This window comes from Pseudomonas sp. N2-3-1-14 (genome assembly GCF_041228395.1).
GTDB lineage: Bacteria > Pseudomonadota > Gammaproteobacteria > Pseudomonadales > Pseudomonadaceae > Aquipseudomonas.
Genome location: NZ_CP166199.1, coordinates 864,247 through 880,360, shown reverse-complemented (window position 1 = coordinate 880,360; position 16,114 = coordinate 864,247). Strand labels below are relative to the sequence as shown.

Genomic DNA, 16,114 nt, shown 5'->3' with positions numbered 1-16,114 from the left:
GCAGGATCAATGGGCGTGCTCGGCCGAGCCTTTACCCAGTTCGGACTTGAGGATGAAGCTGCCTTCGGTGGCCACTTGCGCCCCGGCTTCAAGGCCCTGGCGCACTTCGACGTAGCCGTTTTCACTCACGCCCAGTTCGAGGTGGCGGGTGATGAAACCGTCCGCCGTGCGCACGAATACCGAGGGTTTGTCCTCGACGGTCTGGATGGCGGTTTGCGGCACGGTGACCTTGGCCTGGTAGGTGTCGGTGGCCAGTTGCACAGTCACAAACAACCCTGGGCGCCAGGCATCGTCGGGGTTGGGCACGGTCACGCGCACGGTAGCGGTGCGCGTCTGCTCGCCGAGCAGGTTGCCGACATAGGCCACCGTGCCTTGAACTTCAGTGCCCATTTCCGAGGAGCTGACCTTCACCGGTTTACCGACGCGCACCTTGTTCAGGTCCTTGGGAAACACGCCGAAGGTGACCCACACCTGGGACAAATCCGAGAGCGTGAAGGCGTTGCTGGTTTCGCCGACCACTTCGCCCACGCCCAAGTGTTTTTCCACCACCACACCGGCGAATGGCGCGCGCAGCTCGTAGCGATTACCGCCGGACAGTACGGCGCTGCCGCTGAGTGCCGTCATCTTCTGACGCGCGTTGGTCAGCGCGATCTCCGCTTCCTGCAAGGTCTGGCGCGCCAGCAGGTAGTCCTGCTCGGCGGAGATTTCGTCCTTCCACAGCTGGCGCTCGCGCTCAAAGGTGGTGCGCGCCAACTCGACGCGTCGCTCGCTGGCGGCCAACTCGCTGCGCTGGTCGGAAATCTGCTGGCTGGCGATCACGGCCAACAACTCGCCCTTTTTCACCGACTGGCCAAGGTTGACCTTCACCGCCTCCACCACTCCGCCCGCACGCGGCACGATGTGTGAGGTCCGGTCCTCGTCGAAACGCACTTCTCCCGGCAGCGTCAGCAGCGTGCTGATCGCGCGCGGTTGGGCTTGGGCGAGCTGAATACCGGCCGCCTGGATCTGCTGCTCGGTGAGTTCGAGTTTGCCTTCTTCTTCCTCTTCGGCCCGTGCAAAACCAGACAGCATCAGGCCCAGGGCGACGGCGAGCGCCACACCGTGTTTATGCTTCATAAAAGACTCCAGAAAAAAATCAAAACCGGGCAAGGTCGCCGTAAATCCGTTCGATGCGCACCCAGGCGTCGGTCGCCTGGGCGGTCGCCACCAGGTATTGGGTGCGGGCTGCGATCAAGGTGCGCTGGGCATCGAGCACGTCGAGGAAGTTGAACTTGCCCATCTCGAAGCCACGGGTGGCGCTGTCCACCGCGCTCTGGGCGGCGGGCAGGATGTGTTGGTTGAACGCGCGCACTTCGGTATCGGCGGTTTGCCACACGTCCAGGGCCTGGCGAGTTTCGGTGCGCAGGCGCAGTTCGACCGCGTTGCGCAAGTCGCGGGCCTGATCGGCACGGCGGCTGGCGGCGAGCACATTGCCCTGATTGCGGTTGAACAGCGGGATCGGCATCGACACGCCCACCAGGTTCACGCGTTCACGCACGCTGGCGTCGTACTGGCTGCCGATGGACACATCGAGGTCGGGAATCCGCTGGGCCTTTTCCAGGCCCACGGCAGCTTCGCTTTGAATAATGTGCAGGTCGGCCAGGCGCAGTTCGGTGGTTTGCTCAAGCCGCGCAAGCAATTGCGCGGCGGCCGGCAAAGGCGGTGCGGATTGGCTTTGCGCGGCCACGTCCTCAAAGTCAGGCGTGGCGCTGCCGGTGCTGGCGGCAAGGCGCCGATAGGCATCGCTGAGGCCGATTTGCGCGCGGTTCAATTCCAGGCGGATCTGCGACACCTGCACCTGCGCGCGCGTGGTTTCCACCGGCGATGACTTGCCGGCGGTGACGCGACCTTTGGCGACCACCAGGCCACGCTCGGCCAGGGCCATCGAGCGTTGCGCCAAGTCGAGGCGCTGCTGGGCACGCAAAGCACTGTAGTAACTGTCGATTACGTCGGCGCGCAGGCCATTGCGACGCTGCTCCAGGGTCAGCGCGGCGGCGTCCTGGGCGCGCGTCGCGACGTCAATGCGTGCACCACGTTTGCCGCCCAGTTCCAGGGTCTGGCTGAGTTTTAGGGTAGTAGTGCGCGTGTTGCGGCGGGTGTCTTCGGCATCCCAGGACGCCACCGGGTTGGGGATCAAGCCGGCCTGCTGGCGACCGCCCTGGGCAATGTCGATGTCCCATTGCGCAGCAGCCAGGTCAGGGTTGTTGGCGAAGGCGGCTTGCAGGGCTGCATCCAGAGAGAGGGTCTGCGCCTGGGCAGCACCTGCGGCCACCCACAACGCTGCTGCCCCCAAAAGTGTTCTAACGGAAAGTGCCATAACGAAAGTTCCACGCCCATGAAGTCGCTGAGATTTCCCAGCGGGGGGCAATGTAGCTTTCGGTACTTATCAGGGCCGTGGGCGCAACATTACAAATCCGTTAGCCGGGCTCAGGCATGCACCTCGTCATGTTCGTCGTGCACAAACCCCTCGCCTTCCACCTGAATCGTGGCGTGGGAAATATCGAATTGTTCGTGCAGCAATTCCGTCACCTGGCTAAGGATTTTTTGTTCCGTGTTCAGCGCAGCATCCGCCACCAAGTGCGTGCTCAGCACATTTTTGCCACTGGTCAGGGCCCAGATATGCAGGTCGTGCACGTCCTTGACCCCCGGCACACCCCGAATGGCCTGCTCGACCTGGTCGATATCGATGCCGTCCGGCACGCCTTGCAGCAGCACGTTCATGCTTTCCTTGAGCAGGGTCCAGGTGCGCGGCAACACCCAGAAACCAATCGCCGCCGCCACCACCGAATCGACCCAGCCCCACCCGGTGAACATGATCACCACCGCCGCGATCATCACGCCGATGGAACCGAGCATGTCGCTCCACACCTCCAGATAAGCGCCCTTCACATTCAGGCTTTCACCGCTGGCGGCACTGAGCAGTTTCATCGAGATCAGGTTGACGATCAGCCCCAAAAACGCAATCACCAGCATGCCGGTGGACTGGATCTCAGCCGGTGCCTGCAGCCGTTGATAGGCCTCATACAGAATGTAAAACGCCACGCCAAACAACAGCAGCGCATTGAACGCCGCCGCGAGGATCTCGAAACGCGCGTAGCCAAAGGTGCGTTTGCGGTCGGCCGCGCGCTTGGCGACCTGGATGGCCACCAGAGAAATCGCCAGCGCCAGGGCGTCGGTCATCATGTGCGCGGCATCGGACAACAGCGCCAGGCTGCCGGTGATAAACGCGCCGATCACCTCAGCAATCATGAAGCTGCTGGTCAGCCCCAGGGCGATCCATAGAAGACGCTCGTGACCGGCGCGTACCTGACCGTGATTATGTCCTGCGCTCATGAAAACTCCTCAATAGGTGGGGTTCGTTGATCATAGAGCTATAGGCCAGATCCCCGCGCAGGGGTTGCAAATTTGTCATCCGCGCGACAGCTCGCCGTTATATCGCGCGCACCAAAATCGCCCATGGACGCGCTGCAACAGTTCTATCAGGTATGCTTTTCGAGCAGGAAACAAAAAGAAACAAATTAGCCAACCTGTTCGATAAGGAGTTCCGTTTTGGAGTTATCGACTGCCGCGTGGATGGTTCACGACACCCGTCTCATGTTCTGCGTTCTGCTGGCCATCGCTAGCATCATTGTGTTGATCAGCGCGACCAAGCTGCCGCCATTTTTATCGATTCTGATCGGTACGTTTATCGCCGGCGTCGGCGCGGGGCTGCCGCCGGAAGAAGTCGCCAAGGCCTTCAGCAAAGGCGCCGGGGCGATCCTCGGTGAGGCCGGGATCATCATTGCTCTGGGCTCGATGCTCGGTGCGTTAATGGCCGAATCCGGCGCCGCCGACCGTATCGCCACCACCTTGCTCGGGCTGGGCAAAGGCAAGTCGTTGCCTTGGGTGATGGCACTGGTGGCGATGGTGATCGGCCTGCCGCTGTTCTTTGAAGTCGGGCTGGTGATGATGGTGCCGATCATCTTTGTAATGGCCAAACGTTCGAATCAGCCGCTGCTGAAAATCGCCATTCCGGCGCTGGCGGGCATGACTACCCTGCACGCGCTGATGCCACCGCACCCGGGGCCGCTGATTGCGGTGAGCGCATTGCACGCCGACTTGGGCCTGACCATGTTGCTGGGCTTCTGCCTGGCGGTGCCAGCGGTGATTCTCGCGGGGCCGCTGTATGGCAACTGGCTGTCCAAGCGTATGCAGGTGGATGAGCCGGCCGACATCGACGCGCTGTTCAGCGCACCGCCCAAGGCACCGCGCCAGCCGAGTTTCGGGGTGTCGTTGCTGATCATTTTGTTGCCGGTGATTTTGATGCTCGGCAGTACCCTGGCCAAAGTCGCGATGGCGCCGGAAAACCCGCTGGCACTGACCTTGAAGTTCCTCGGTGAACCGCTGATTGCCCTCGGCCTGGCTGTCATCGCCGCCGTGATCTGCCTGGGCTGGGCCGCCGGCATTCCACGCGCCGAGGTCGGCAACACGCTGCGCAAAGCCCTCGCGCCCATCGCCGTGTTGCTGTTGACCATCGGCGCCGGCGGCGGCCTCAAGCAAACATTGCTGGACGCCGGCGTCAGCCAGACCATCAGTAAAGTCGCCGAAGGCGCGCACATGCCGTATCTGCTGCTGGCCTGGTTGATTGCCGTGGCCCTGCGCCAGGCCACCGGTTCGGCGACCGTCGCCACGACAACTACGGCGGGCATTCTCGCGCCAATGATGGCGGGTTTGGCGGCGACGCAGAGTTCACTGGTGGCGCTGGCGATTGGCGCTGGCTCGGTGTTCTTCTGCCACGTCAACGACGCCGGGTTCTGGATGGTGCGCGAGTACTTTGGCTTGCAGTTGAAGCAGACGATCTGGGTGTGGTCGGTGCTGCAAACTATCGTTTCCGTGGTCGGCCTGGTCGGTACGCTGTTGCTCTGGCACTTTCTGACCTGAAGATCTTGTAACGGGGGGGGCGCGCTCCCCTTCACTTTGTCAGTGATGTAAAACGAAACGAGCGTCGAGCTTACTGAGCAACTCGAAGGTGTTCATATACGGAACGCCAAACAAAGCACACACGTTGGGAATGGTGTATTTGCGCTTGATGTCAGGGTTGTAGACTTCATGTGTGACAACCACGGCCCCCGTCGTCATCGCCTTGGCGATTAGCCAAGCATCTGCCCCTTCAAGAAACTCTTCCAGTGCTCCGGCCTTCATCACCGGTACTTGCTCGGCAATTCTTGAGACAATATTCCCAAAGGCCACTTGGGTCTGTTGATCACTCGAGTCTTCAAACAGTCCAGCATTACCCTTTACCCACAGCGTCAATTCATCGTTGCCTTTGGCTAGTTCGTCTCTGACTGGAACAATACTGGCAATTTCCAAGGCCTGATGCTGCTGAAGTATCCATGCCCAATAGCCTGGGCAGATCGTCATCCCGTAATAACGGTTCTTGGCCTCGATTAATGTATTCGAATCCAATAGATGCTTCATGCCGATAGTTTCATTCCATAAGTCTTCAGCTTAGCTGGCTGCACACCCAGCAATTTTCCTGCGTCCCGCAACAAAATTCGCCCGCTCTGTGCTTCTGCGAGAACGGCCTTGCTAAACCGAGTGCTGTTCCTGATAGCTGCTGTGCGGTAGTAGTCGCCTCCACTGCCGTCTTTATCTCGATACTCCTGCAAGATCCGGCGGTAGTAAGCGCCGTATTGATCATTACTGATGTAGCCAAGATCACGGGCGCGCCGTGCAATCACCAATGCGCTGACACGAAAGCGTCCGGCCAAAGGCCCCAGGTTTTCTTCCCAGTGAACATCGGCAACCCAATGCGCTCGAAAAATGAGTTCCGGCGCTAGAAACTCTCCCGCCACCGCATTGCAGAAGGCCTCTTCCTGACGGGCACTTTGACTGCTGCCATCAGACACGCCCGTGCTACCAATCCATATATGCGCCAGTTCATGCATCAATGTAAAAAGCCGCGCCGTGGGCGCGTCCGCACTGTTGATGAAAACCACCGGGGCCATCGGATTGCTGATCGCAAAACCTCGAAACTCACTGACATCGAGTTTCCTGTGGGTGTTGCCCAAGGCAACACCACTTCGCATGACGAGAATTCCGGCCTCTTCCGCACCACTCACCAAAGCCCTCACATAGTCTTCGTAACCCATTCGAGCAAATGCATCCGTCACGCCAAGTACGCGACGAATATCTGCAACAACGTCTTTGATCGGCGAGTGGCTATTGAAATGTCCAACAAAGGGCAACGGGGCTCGTTCGTGATCCTGCAAGTACTCCAAGTACCAGTCTTGCTTACGGAGCACGTCTCTCACTGTGTCCATCAGGTTCAAGCTGGGCTCGTCTGGAAAAACGCCACCCACAGTACGCAGGTCTGGAAGAGGCAAATGCTCTAGTGGAGGAGCCCTGAGAAAGAGATAGCCGAAAGGCACGTGCACAATCGCAGCCCACTTTTGCGCCTGGTTGAAGGTAGGAAGACTCTGGCCGCCTTCCCACTCCTTCAGCCGGTCCAATTTGACCATGAGACCTTTGGCAACCTGCGCTTCAGATAGCCCTGCTCGCTGGCGAGACCAGGACAGGATTGCAGGGTTGACATAGGCGACCTGAGACATAGAGGTAAGTGTGCTCGTCAAGATTGGGCGTGACTATAGGAGCGACCTTCCTAACCGTCAATTAATGGCCCTAAGTGCCATTTGTAACAGCGTTTACTGGGTGGCGCTTGCCAAACAGCGCCACACTCGCCACCCCCACCGCGCCCATCACCACGCAATAGCCCACGCAAATCCACGGGCGCGTGGGCATCAGCGCGATCAGCAGTAATGGCGTAGTACTCGCCCACAACGCGTAGGCAATGTTGTAGGTGAAGGAAATCCCCGACACTCGCACGTGCGCTGGAAACAGGCCGACCATCACCGACGGCACCGCGCCCACCACGCCGCAACTCAAGCCCGCCACGGCGTACGCCGCGCCCAGCCAGAGGCCGCCGTTGATAAGGCTCGCGTACAGCAGCGCAATCCCCACTGGCAGCAACAGGCTGTAGACCAGCACCGCGCGCCAGGCGCCGATACGGTCCACCAGCAGGCCGGCGAGTACGCAGCCGATATTCAGAAAGACGATGCCCAGCGCGCTCAAGGCGAAGGTGCGGCTGGGGCTCATGCCGAAGGTTTTTTGCATCAGGGTCGGGGTGATGACGACCAGCACCACCACGGCCGAGGTGAGTACGCAGGTGAGGATCATCGCCGGCAGCAACACGGCGCGATGGTCGCGCAGCACGGTGCGCAGCGGCAGTTCGGCGGCCGCCTGGCGGCGGGCCTGCATGTCGAGGAACACCGGGGTTTCACTGAGCCAGCGGCGCAGCCACACGCCGATCACGCCGAATACTCCACCGAGCAGGAAGGGGAAGCGCCAGGCGTAATCGAGGATTTCGGCTGGGGTGAAGACTTGCGCCAGCAGCGTGGCAGTGAGTGCGCCCAGCAGGTAGCCGAAGGTCAGACCGGCTTGCAGGAAACCCAGGGCGTAACCGCGGTGATGACGCGGTGCGTGCTCGGCGACGAAGGTCCAGGCGCTGGGCACTTCGCCGCCCACTGCGGCGCCTTGCAGCACGCGCAGCACCAGCAGGATCAGCGGCGCGAAATAGCCGATTTGCGCGTAGGTCGGCATGATCCCGATCAGCAGGCACGGCAGCGCCATCATCAGGATGCTCAGGCTGAACACGCGTTTGCGACCCAGGTGATCGGCGAAGTGCGCCATCAGGATGCCGCCGAGCGGGCGCGCCAGGTAGCCGGTCACGAAGATGCCGAAGCTTTGCAGCAGGCGCAGCCACTCGGGCATTTCGGGCGGGAAAAACAGTTGGCTGAGGGTCAGCGCAAAGAATACGAAGATGATGAAATCGTAGATTTCCAGGGCGCCGCCGAGGGCGGCCAGGCCCAGGGTTTTGTAGTCGGAGCGGGAAAAACGCTGCGCCCGTGGGGAAAAGGTGGCAGTCATGTGCAAGCTCGGCAGACAAACAAAATGGCGTGCAGGTTATGAGTTGAGTCCGGTGATGGCAATCACGGCAGATATATTTGTTTTACTCATGGATCGATGAAGATAACTGCATTCCCATATCAATGGCCGTAGCGGAACATGCCGTAAAACTGCCAACACCATAATAAATACAAGAGGAATGACTCGTGGCCGATGCTATCGAAGAAAGCCGCTATGCCCGATTTGCCCTGCGCTGCTCCAATTTCGCCGAGCGCTGGTTTCCAGATTCCTGGGTGTTTGCCGCCCTCGCGGTGATCATCGTCGCCGTGGCGACCCTGGGCATGGGCGCCGCACCCACCGAAGCCGCCAAAGCCTTTGGTGACGGGTTCTGGAGCCTGATCCCGTTCACCATGCAGATGGCCTTCGTGGTGATCGGCGGTTACGTGGTGGCCAGTTCGCCACCGGCGGTGAGATTGATTGACCGCCTGGCACGTATCCCCAAAAACGGCCGTTCGGCGGTGGCCTGGGTCGCATTGATTTCCATGGTCGCGTCCCTGCTCAACTGGGGCTTGTCGCTGGTGTTCGGCGGGTTGCTGGTGCGCGCACTGGCCCGCCGCACGGATTTACGCATGGATTACCGCGCAGCCGGTGCTGCGGCCTACCTGGGGCTGGGCGCGGTATGGGCGCTGGGGCTGTCGTCGTCGGCCGCGCAGTTGCAGGCCAACCCGGCCAGCTTGCCCCCATCGATCCTGTCGATTACGGGGGTGATCCCGTTCACCGACACGATTTTCCTGTGGCAATCCGGGGTGATGTTGCTGGCGCTGATCGTGGTCTCGCTGATCATCGCCTACGCCACCGCGCCCGGCCCGAACAGCGCCCGTGATGCAAAGGCCTGTGGCGTCGACCCGGCGTTCAACCTGCCCAAGCTTCAAGCGCCCACTCGCCCGGGCGAATGGCTGGAACATAGCCCGCTGCTGACTATTCTGCTGGCGTTGTTGGCGGCGGGTTGGCTGTTCCATGAGTTTTCGACCAAGCCGGCGATCAGTGCGATTTCGGGGCTGAACACCTACAACTTCCTGTTCATCATGGTCGGCGCACTGCTGCACTGGCGCCCGCGCAGCTTCCTTGATGCGGTGGCGCGCGCCGTACCGACCACCACCGGCGTGCTGATCCAGTTTCCGCTGTATGGCTCCATCGCGGCGCTGATGACGGTGGTCAAGGGCGGCGACGGCCAAACCCTGGCGCACCATATCTCAACCTTTTTCACCTCTATTGCTTCACACGACACCTACGCGCTGTTGATGGGTGTGTACTCGGCGGTGCTGGGCTTCTTTATTCCGTCGGGCGGCGGCAAGTGGATCATCGAGGCGCCTTACGTGATGCAAGTGGCCAACGACCTGCAATACCACCTGGGCTGGGCAGTGCAGATCTACAACGCAGCCGAGGCGCTGCCGAACCTGATCAACCCGTTTTATATGCTGCCGCTGCTGGGCGTATTGGGGCTCAAGGCGCGGGATTTGATCGGCTTTTCGTTTGTGCAGTTGCTGGTGCACACGCCGCTGGTGTTGTTCCTGTTGTGGGCGCTGGGGACGACGTTGAAGTATTTGCCGCCCGTCATGCCCTAACACGGTCAGGGTGGAAGCGGGCTTGCTCGCGAAAATGCGCGCGGGTCAGTGACGGAAACGGTTGACTGACACAGCGCTTTCGCGAGCAAGCCCGCTGCCCTATTTCGATCTGCGGCTTTAACCCGGCTGTCTTCTTTTCGTCACATTGCATTGCTACCGTCCTGCGAAATATCTTGAAACAACCACCGCGCAGGGACTCCCAGCAATGAGTGACGAGCACGAAGACCGCCCTTCTCCCGATTCCATCGCCCAACCGCCGGTAGACACCAGCCGCCGGCGTTTCCTGGGGGGCGCGGCAGTGCTGGGGGTCGGCGCGACCTTGAGTGCCTGCGGCAACACCGGTGAAACACCGACCGCGCCGGTGACGCGACCGCTCACACCTCAAGAGCTGGACAAGGCCTTGCACGACCAGGTGAAAACCGTGGTGGTGATCTATGCCGAAAACCGCAGCTTCAACAATTTGTTTGCTGATTTCCCTGGCGTGGAAAAACCACTGTCGGCGCTCTCCGGCGCCGATGCCCAGCAACGCGACCGCGACGGCAGCCTGCTGACCAGCCTGCCGCCAACCTGGGGCGGTGTGTTGCAAGTCGGCCCGCAAAGTGTCGACGGGGTGACCTACCCCAGCGAAGTGCAATTCCAGGAAAACCTGCCCAACGCACCGTTCGCCCTCAAAGGCCCGAACGCCGAAGACCTGCCTTTGAGCCTGGTCACGCGCGATTTGTGGCACGTGTTCTACCAGAACCAGATGCAGATCAACGGCGGCAAGAACGACAACTTTGTGGCCTGGGGCGACTCCGGTGGCCTGGTGATGGGCCATTACGCCCAGAGCCGTTATTCCTTGCGCCTGTGGGATGTGGCCAAGGAGTTTGTGCTGTGCGACAACTTCTTTCAGGGTGCATTTGGTGGCTCGTTTCTTAACCACCAATACCTGATCAGCGCCACGGCGCCGTTTTATCCGAACGCCGCACAATCAGTGGCCAAAGCGCAGATTGCCACGCTGCAAAGCGATGACCCAGCCGACCCGCGTCTCAAGCCGCTGGACAAGTCACCCGCCAGCGCCATGACCGGCCCACCGCAGTTTGGCCCCAGCGCACTGACACCGGACGGCTACGGCGTGAACACCCTCGCCCCGCCGTACTGGCCGACCTGGATTCGCGACCCGGACAACCCGGATTACTCCAAACCCGACCTGCCCAACGTGCTGGTGCCGCAGACCCACGAACACATCGGCGACAAGCTGTCGAAAAAGAACATCGACTGGGCCTGGTACGCCGGTGCGTGGCAAGCCACCCTCGACCAATTCAAGGATTCGGGCGGCATTCCGAAAATCCCCAACTTTCAGTATCACCACCAGCCGTTCAACTACTTCAAGCAACAAGGGCCAGAAAACCGTGCCGAGCGTGATAAACGCCTGCGCGATGGCGGCTTGGGTGATGAGGCGAGCACCAATAAATTCTTCGCCGACGCCCAGGCCGGCAAGCTGCCGGCCGTGAGCTTCTACAAGCCTCAGGGCAACCTGAACATGCACGCCGGTTACGCCGACGTAGCCTCGGGCGATCGCCACATCGTTCGCGCCTTGAAAGTGCTGCAGGAAAGCCCTCAGTGGAAAAACATGGTGGTGGTGGTGACCGTCGACGAGAACGGCGGCTGGTGGGACCACGTGGCACCGCCCAAGGGCGACCGCTGGGGCCCGGGCACGCGGGTTCCGGCGCTGGTGGTGTCGCCGTTTGCGCGCAAAGGCACCGTGGACCACACGGTTTACGACACGGCATCGATCCTGCGTTTGATCACCAGGGTGTTCCAGCTGGAGAAACTGGACGGCCTCAAGCAGCGCGATGACGCGATGATTTCCCGCGGCCAGACGCCCATGGGCGATTTGAGCAATGCATTGCAATTCAAACTGTAGGTTTTCTTATCCAATAACGACACGCCTGGCGATTTAGCACGCGGTTTTCCTGGTCAGCCGCTACTGTGTGCAGGTGGGCTTTCGCTGACAAGGAACCAACTATGTTCAAACCGACCAGGCTGTCCTTCACCTTGGTCGCACTGCTGGCCAGTGCGCTCGTACACGCCGATATCGAAGTACCACTGGGCAGCACGCAACGCGTCACCCAAGTGTTCGCGTTTCCCAATAACTGCAACGTGATCTGCTTTCGGCCATGGACGCTGGAGCAGACCGCCGAGCACTACCTGAACCAGAGCTTGCAGCGCGACGGGTACAGCCGCGCCAAGGTCAGCGTGAAAACCCATGACGGCGAGGTCGTGGCGACCTTCAGCGGCGTACCCGACCACTACGGCCAGCCCCTCACCACGCTGCTCAACACCGCTGACCTGGCCTACCAAGGCGCCAGCAAACTCAACAGCGACGGCAAATGGGCCTACAACTGGTACCTGTTCCTGCCGCTGGGCATGGCGCTGGAAAACCGCAAAAGCATCGAGCTGCTGCACTTCCCGCCGGATTACTCGCTGACCCAGGCCCAGGATTACCTTGAATCGGCCACCACGGATCGCTGGGCCACGTTGCTCACCGACAACGGCATCCCGGCCACCGAAACCCCGGCCTACCAGACCATCATCGATATCGCCCCCATCGCCGCGCCGTCCAACGCGGGCAAGGACCTGGAAACGGTTTACAGCTATTTCACCGACTATCAGACCCGCATGGTCAAGGAACTGAGCCTGCACGCCAACGGCTCATTACCGATGGTGGCGTTCGGTGCGCCGGTGCGCAGCTGGATCAAACAACAATACGGTCAGACGGTGGCGGTGTTGGGCCTGGCGCAGATCAGCCCCACCGAGGGCAAACCCGTGTCGGTGCTGGGCGCCAACCACCCCAGCTACATCTGGTATGCGGCAGACCCTGCCACCTACGACGGCAATGAACAAAAAGCCGACGAAGCCGGTTTGAAGGTGATGGGCCAGGATTTGAGCGCTGCCTGCTGGCAAGCCGGCATGGGACAGAAGCCCGCCAGCGATCCGAATGTGTTGCTAAAGGCGTGCATGAACACCTGGCAGGTCACGCGCAAGGAGCAGACCTGTGAGTTGTTCTACACCTCGGTACGCAACCTGACCCCGGAACAGGCCAACGCCAAATGCGCCACGCCTGCGATCAAGGCCCAGTTGAAACAGTTGAAGGGCGTCGTGCCGGCAGCATCTCTTACCGCGCCAGCGCTATAAAGCGCACAAACAGAACGGTTTCTACTGTCAGATTTGACAGTAGAAATCGAATTCAACTTGGGCGAGTCTGGGGCCGCACACATTCGCTGCAAGACTGGCAGTCAGACAACTCAGTAGGTCGATGCAGCCTAGGCCAGGAGAGTTATGAAAACTCAAGCCATGGATAAGGCTAAAACCAGCACAAAGGACTGCCTTTACCCCTTCAAAACCCTGCTTTTTGAACCGGGCTATCCGTCGACCGAGCAATTCCAGCCCATTCAGGACGCTAACGGATTACCCGCCGGGGTCAAGGCGCGCATCGCCTTTGACAGCCGTGTGCGCATCGCCAAGGTTTCCGGCTATGCCGTGGGTGAGCGGCGCCCGCATACGCTGCAGCTGTCGCCCCGTATCCACTTGTATGACTGCTGGTTCTGCGGCCTGTTGTTGCACTCCTGCGACCCGAATGTGTTTTTCGACACCACAGACCTGGAGCTCTGGACCGTACAGCCCATCGCCGCCGGCACCTTGCTGACGCTGGATTACGCCAGTACCGAGGACGCGCTGCCCCAGCAGTTCGCTTGCCTGTGCGGCGAGCTGAACTGCCGGGGCTGGATCACCGGCAGCCAGGAGCCGTTAAACAGCGAAGGTCAGGCGTTCATGGCCCGATGGCGTGAACGCAAAAGACCTTAGGCTTCGCCCAACGGGCGCAGGCGGTATTGCGGCGGCAACTGCTCAAAACCACTGATGGTGGTGTTCAAGCTCTTCCAGCGGCCATCCTTGATGCCATAGATGCAGCCATGAATCGACAGGCTCTGCCCACGGTGCCAGGCGTTTTGCACAATGCTGGTGTGGCCGACGTTGGCCACTTGCTGAATCACGTTCAGCTCGCAAAGGCGATCGACGCGCTCTTCTTCGGTCGGCAGCTGCGCTAGCAGGTCACGGTTTTCGTAATAGAGATCACGAATAGTGCGCAGCCAGCCGTCGATCAGGCCGAACTGGCGGTCCTGCATCGACGCGCGCACACCGCCGCAGCCATAGTGGCCGGTGACGAGGATGTGTTTGACCTTGAGCACGTCGACTGCGTACTGGATCACCGACAGGCAATTGAGGTCGGTGTGCAGCACCACGTTGGCGACGTTGCGGTGCACGAACAGATCACCCGGCAACATGCCGACGATCTCGTTGGCCGGTACGCGGGCATCGGAGCAACCGATCCACAGGTATTCCGGGGTTTGCTGGCGGGCAAGCTTGGCGAAGAATTCGGGATCTTCCTGTTTGATCGCGTCCGCCCAGCGTTCGTTGTTATCAAGCAGGTCTTGTAGTTCGTTCATCAGGGAAAGCCTCAGGAATGATGCGCAGCTGTGTGACAGACAACCGCTCGTCCGGGTCACGCCAAGCCGTAATTAGCTTGAATCTTTAGGGCGCCGTGCCTGTCCACACACTATAAGCCCCACAGTATGAGGATTAGCCATGACTGAATCACGACGTCCCTACGGCGCTACGCAGCCGGAACCGATTGACGACAACGAAGACCGCATGGGCTCGATGCGCGAGCTGGATTTTGACGAGGAAGAGCCGACCGCGGAAATCGGCGATGAGATTCCGCCGGGAGAGCGCGAGCAATTGATGCCCGACGAACGGGTACGCGAAGCGGGCATGACTGGCGCATCGACGGCGGACCATGAGCCGACTGATGATGATATGAGCCCGGAAACCCTTATCCATGAGGACGGTGCGCGGGATGCGCGGGAAGAAGGCGAGGATAATCCGGCGGATTACGATCTGAGCATCGTCGATGAAGATGAGATTGGCGGTGGCAATGGGCTGGATGAAGCCGAGTTAGCCGATATCGATCCGGTCGACGGTAACCGCTGATACAGCGCGGTTCAAAATGTGGGAGCGGGCTTGCTCGCGAATGCGATCGTTCAGTCAGTAAATCTTTGACTGATACACCGTATTCGCGAGCAAGCCCGCTCCCACATTGGCTTCTGTATTCAGTCCACTAACGTGCAGGCCATCACGACCGCATCTTCGCGGCCACCTACCGCAGGGTAGTAATCGCGCCGACGGCCGATCTCATTGAAGCCGTAACGCTCATACAGGCGGAACGCCCCCGTATTGCTGTCACGCACTTCCAGGAAGCACTCGCGGGCATTGGCGGCATAGGCGCGGGACATCAAGTGTTCCAGCAACGCCAGGCCCAAGCCACGGCCCTGGTTTTCCGGCTTGACGGTAATGTTCAGCAGATGCGCTTCATCGAGGATGATCTGTACCACACCGTGGCCTACCTGCTGCTCACCTTCAAACATCAACCAGATCTGGTACTTGCCCAAGCCGTCGAGAAAAATCCCGCGGGTCCACGGATGGCTGAACGCCGCATATTCAATCTTCAGTACAGCGTCGAGGTCCGCCTCGGTCATTGGGCGGAAAGATAAGGCTTCACTCATCGGTACTTTTCCAGCGCGCCATCAGCCGGCGCATGGCTTGCCATACATCAGCCTTACGCTGTGGCTCTTCCATTAATAATTCCAGGCCCGGCAGGGCCCACACCGACCCAAGGCCCTCGACCTGCAGTTCACGGTACCAGGCCTCGGCATTCGCCTCGCCGGCAAACCGCACGGCGGGCAGGCCGATCAGCCACAGGCACACGCACGGCTCGTCTTCGAGGCGCGCCGAAACAAAACCTTGCACAAAATCCCGCGCGGCTTCCGGGCCCTGGTCCATGTTGCCACGCACCAGCAGCGGCCAGCGCACCGGGTCGCCGACGATTTGCGGGCTGTCGGGCAAGCCGGCAGCGCGCAGCATGTCTTTGAGCAACATGTAGGCCGGGTCGCGCGTCTGGAAGCGCTCGCCTGTGGGTAACTCCACCAATAGCAGGCAACGCCCGGCGCGCAGCAATTGCAGGGCAAAGCGCGGCGGCGGCACCACGGGCGCCTTGGCTACCGGCGCAACCGTTTCGGCCACCACTGGCTTGGCCATTGGCGCCGGGCGCGGCACTTCGACCTTCGCCCGCTCGACGACAGGGCGCGGTTCGGGCGTTGGCTTGACCACGGCCACCGGCGCAGCCGCCTCTTCCCCCGACACGTCGAACGCCTCATAAGGCTCAAGCGCCTGCAGCAGCTCGGGCCGCGACGGGGCGGCAAACGGCAGTTCGGTGCGGGGCAGCCAGTTGACCACCTGCATGGCGGTCAAGTAAGCGCGACGTCGGGACTCGATAAGCACAGCTCGGCCACTTGTGGATAACTAAAGAGCGGGGATTCTACCGCTGTTCGGTAACAATCGCCCACTGCGCACTGACCGGCTGTGGATAAATCCCGCGCCTGATGCAGTACAATCGCGACTTTTAATCG

The 16,114-nt window shown here is 60.7% G+C and carries 15 protein-coding genes; 6 read left to right on the top strand and 9 right to left on the bottom strand.

The annotated features are described in order from the left end of the window. Positions 1-6: 6 nt before the first annotated feature. From AB5I78_RS03990 to AB5I78_RS03980, 3 genes are all read right to left on the bottom strand, one after another. The gene (locus tag AB5I78_RS03990) at positions 7-1,116 is read right to left on the bottom strand and encodes an efflux RND transporter periplasmic adaptor subunit (RefSeq protein WP_369302519.1); all 1,110 of its coding nucleotides are present in this window, start codon (positions 1,114-1,116) and stop codon (positions 7-9) included. 19 nt (positions 1,117-1,135) lie between these two features. Further along, complete coding sequence (locus AB5I78_RS03985) at positions 1,136-2,356, bottom strand: TolC family protein (RefSeq protein WP_369302518.1); 1,221 nt, start codon at positions 2,354-2,356, stop codon at positions 1,136-1,138. A gap of 110 nt (positions 2,357-2,466) precedes the next feature. After that, on the bottom strand, positions 2,467-3,372 hold the full coding sequence (locus AB5I78_RS03980; RefSeq protein ID WP_106578516.1) for a cation diffusion facilitator family transporter: 906 nt from the start codon (positions 3,370-3,372) through the stop codon (positions 2,467-2,469). A 216-nt stretch (positions 3,373-3,588) separates the two neighbouring features. Here AB5I78_RS03980 and AB5I78_RS03975 point away from each other — a divergent pair, with 216 nt between their 5' ends. Further along, the gene (locus tag AB5I78_RS03975) at positions 3,589-4,959 is read left to right on the top strand and encodes a gluconate:H+ symporter (RefSeq protein ID WP_369302517.1); all 1,371 of its coding nucleotides are present in this window, start codon (positions 3,589-3,591) and stop codon (positions 4,957-4,959) included. A gap of 39 nt (positions 4,960-4,998) precedes the next feature. On the opposite strand, the gene AB5I78_RS03970 is transcribed toward AB5I78_RS03975, so the two are convergent. The 3 genes from AB5I78_RS03970 to AB5I78_RS03960 form a co-directional block, all read right to left on the bottom strand. Continuing rightward, positions 4,999-5,496, bottom strand: a complete 498-nt coding sequence (locus AB5I78_RS03970; RefSeq protein ID WP_145165490.1) for a DUF4411 family protein — start codon at positions 5,494-5,496, stop codon at positions 4,999-5,001. Beyond that, complete coding sequence (locus tag AB5I78_RS03965) at positions 5,493-6,629, bottom strand: XRE family transcriptional regulator (protein WP_369302516.1); 1,137 nt, start codon at positions 6,627-6,629, stop codon at positions 5,493-5,495. Before AB5I78_RS03965 ends, AB5I78_RS03970 begins: the two co-directional genes overlap by 4 nt. A gap of 70 nt (positions 6,630-6,699) precedes the next feature. Continuing rightward, entirely contained in the window at positions 6,700-8,004 is a 1,305-nt protein-coding gene (locus AB5I78_RS03960) for an MFS transporter (RefSeq protein WP_369302515.1), read from the bottom strand. 185 nt (positions 8,005-8,189) lie between these two features. Here AB5I78_RS03960 and AB5I78_RS03955 point away from each other — a divergent pair, with 185 nt between their 5' ends. The 4 genes from AB5I78_RS03955 to AB5I78_RS03940 all read left to right on the top strand — a co-directional run bounded on the left by AB5I78_RS03955 (position 8,190) and on the right by AB5I78_RS03940 (position 13,454). Beyond that, positions 8,190-9,608, top strand: a complete 1,419-nt coding sequence (locus AB5I78_RS03955; protein WP_145165484.1) for a short-chain fatty acid transporter — start codon at positions 8,190-8,192, stop codon at positions 9,606-9,608. Positions 9,609-9,813: 205 nt separating this feature from the next. After that, complete coding sequence (gene acpA / locus AB5I78_RS03950) at positions 9,814-11,514, top strand: acid phosphatase (RefSeq protein WP_369302514.1); 1,701 nt, start codon at positions 9,814-9,816, stop codon at positions 11,512-11,514. 101 nt (positions 11,515-11,615) lie between these two features. Further along, positions 11,616-12,785, top strand: a complete 1,170-nt coding sequence (locus AB5I78_RS03945; RefSeq protein WP_145165480.1) for a hypothetical protein — start codon at positions 11,616-11,618, stop codon at positions 12,783-12,785. Positions 12,786-12,929: 144 nt separating this feature from the next. Beyond that, positions 12,930-13,454 (top strand): SET domain-containing protein-lysine N-methyltransferase, encoded by a 525-nt coding sequence (locus AB5I78_RS03940; RefSeq protein WP_145165478.1) that lies wholly within the window; start codon positions 12,930-12,932, stop codon positions 13,452-13,454. Here the strand turns inward: AB5I78_RS03940 and can are convergent. Beyond that, entirely contained in the window at positions 13,451-14,095 is a 645-nt protein-coding gene (can, locus tag AB5I78_RS03935) for a carbonate dehydratase (protein WP_010213394.1), read from the bottom strand. The two genes, AB5I78_RS03940 and can, sit on opposite strands and share 4 nt — an antisense overlap. 139 nt (positions 14,096-14,234) lie before the next feature. On the opposite strand from can, the gene AB5I78_RS03930 reads away from it, so the two are divergent. Beyond that, the gene (locus AB5I78_RS03930; protein ID WP_369302513.1) at positions 14,235-14,639 is read left to right on the top strand and encodes a serine kinase/phosphatase; all 405 of its coding nucleotides are present in this window, start codon (positions 14,235-14,237) and stop codon (positions 14,637-14,639) included. Between the two features lie 119 nt (positions 14,640-14,758). Here AB5I78_RS03930 and rimI read toward each other — a convergent pair whose 3' ends face one another. Beyond that, complete coding sequence (gene rimI / locus AB5I78_RS03925) at positions 14,759-15,211, bottom strand: ribosomal protein S18-alanine N-acetyltransferase (RefSeq protein WP_003188286.1); 453 nt, start codon at positions 15,209-15,211, stop codon at positions 14,759-14,761. Then, positions 15,204-15,947, bottom strand: coding sequence for an energy transducer TonB (locus AB5I78_RS03920; RefSeq protein WP_369302526.1), 744 nt, complete (start codon positions 15,945-15,947; stop codon positions 15,204-15,206). Before AB5I78_RS03920 ends, rimI begins: the two co-directional genes overlap by 8 nt. Between the last annotated feature and the right edge of the window lie 167 nt (positions 15,948-16,114).

Excerpts from the sequence above, each read along its gene's own strand:
- rimI (WP_003188286.1), bottom strand. The coding sequence starts at position 15,211 with ATGAGTGAAGCCTTATCTTTCCGCCCAATGACCGAGGCGGACCTCGAC.
- AB5I78_RS03940 (WP_145165478.1), top strand. The coding sequence starts at position 12,930 with ATGAAAACTCAAGCCATGGATAAGGCTAAAACCAGCACAAAGGACTGC.
- AB5I78_RS03990 (WP_369302519.1), bottom strand. The coding sequence starts at position 1,116 with ATGAAGCATAAACACGGTGTGGCGCTCGCCGTCGCCCTGGGCCTGATG.
- AB5I78_RS03945 (WP_145165480.1), top strand. The coding sequence starts at position 11,616 with ATGTTCAAACCGACCAGGCTGTCCTTCACCTTGGTCGCACTGCTGGCC.
- AB5I78_RS03965 (WP_369302516.1), bottom strand. The coding sequence starts at position 6,629 with ATGTCTCAGGTCGCCTATGTCAACCCTGCAATCCTGTCCTGGTCTCGC.
- AB5I78_RS03960 (WP_369302515.1), bottom strand. The coding sequence starts at position 8,004 with ATGACTGCCACCTTTTCCCCACGGGCGCAGCGTTTTTCCCGCTCCGAC.
- AB5I78_RS03930 (WP_369302513.1), top strand. The coding sequence starts at position 14,235 with ATGACTGAATCACGACGTCCCTACGGCGCTACGCAGCCGGAACCGATT.
- AB5I78_RS03970 (WP_145165490.1), bottom strand. The coding sequence starts at position 5,496 with ATGAAGCATCTATTGGATTCGAATACATTAATCGAGGCCAAGAACCGT.
- AB5I78_RS03920 (WP_369302526.1), bottom strand. The coding sequence starts at position 15,947 with ATGCAGGTGGTCAACTGGCTGCCCCGCACCGAACTGCCGTTTGCCGCC.
- can (WP_010213394.1), bottom strand. The coding sequence starts at position 14,095 with ATGAACGAACTACAAGACCTGCTTGATAACAACGAACGCTGGGCGGAC.
- acpA (WP_369302514.1), top strand. The coding sequence starts at position 9,814 with ATGAGTGACGAGCACGAAGACCGCCCTTCTCCCGATTCCATCGCCCAA.
- AB5I78_RS03980 (WP_106578516.1), bottom strand. The coding sequence starts at position 3,372 with ATGAGCGCAGGACATAATCACGGTCAGGTACGCGCCGGTCACGAGCGT.
- AB5I78_RS03985 (WP_369302518.1), bottom strand. The coding sequence starts at position 2,356 with ATGGCACTTTCCGTTAGAACACTTTTGGGGGCAGCAGCGTTGTGGGTG.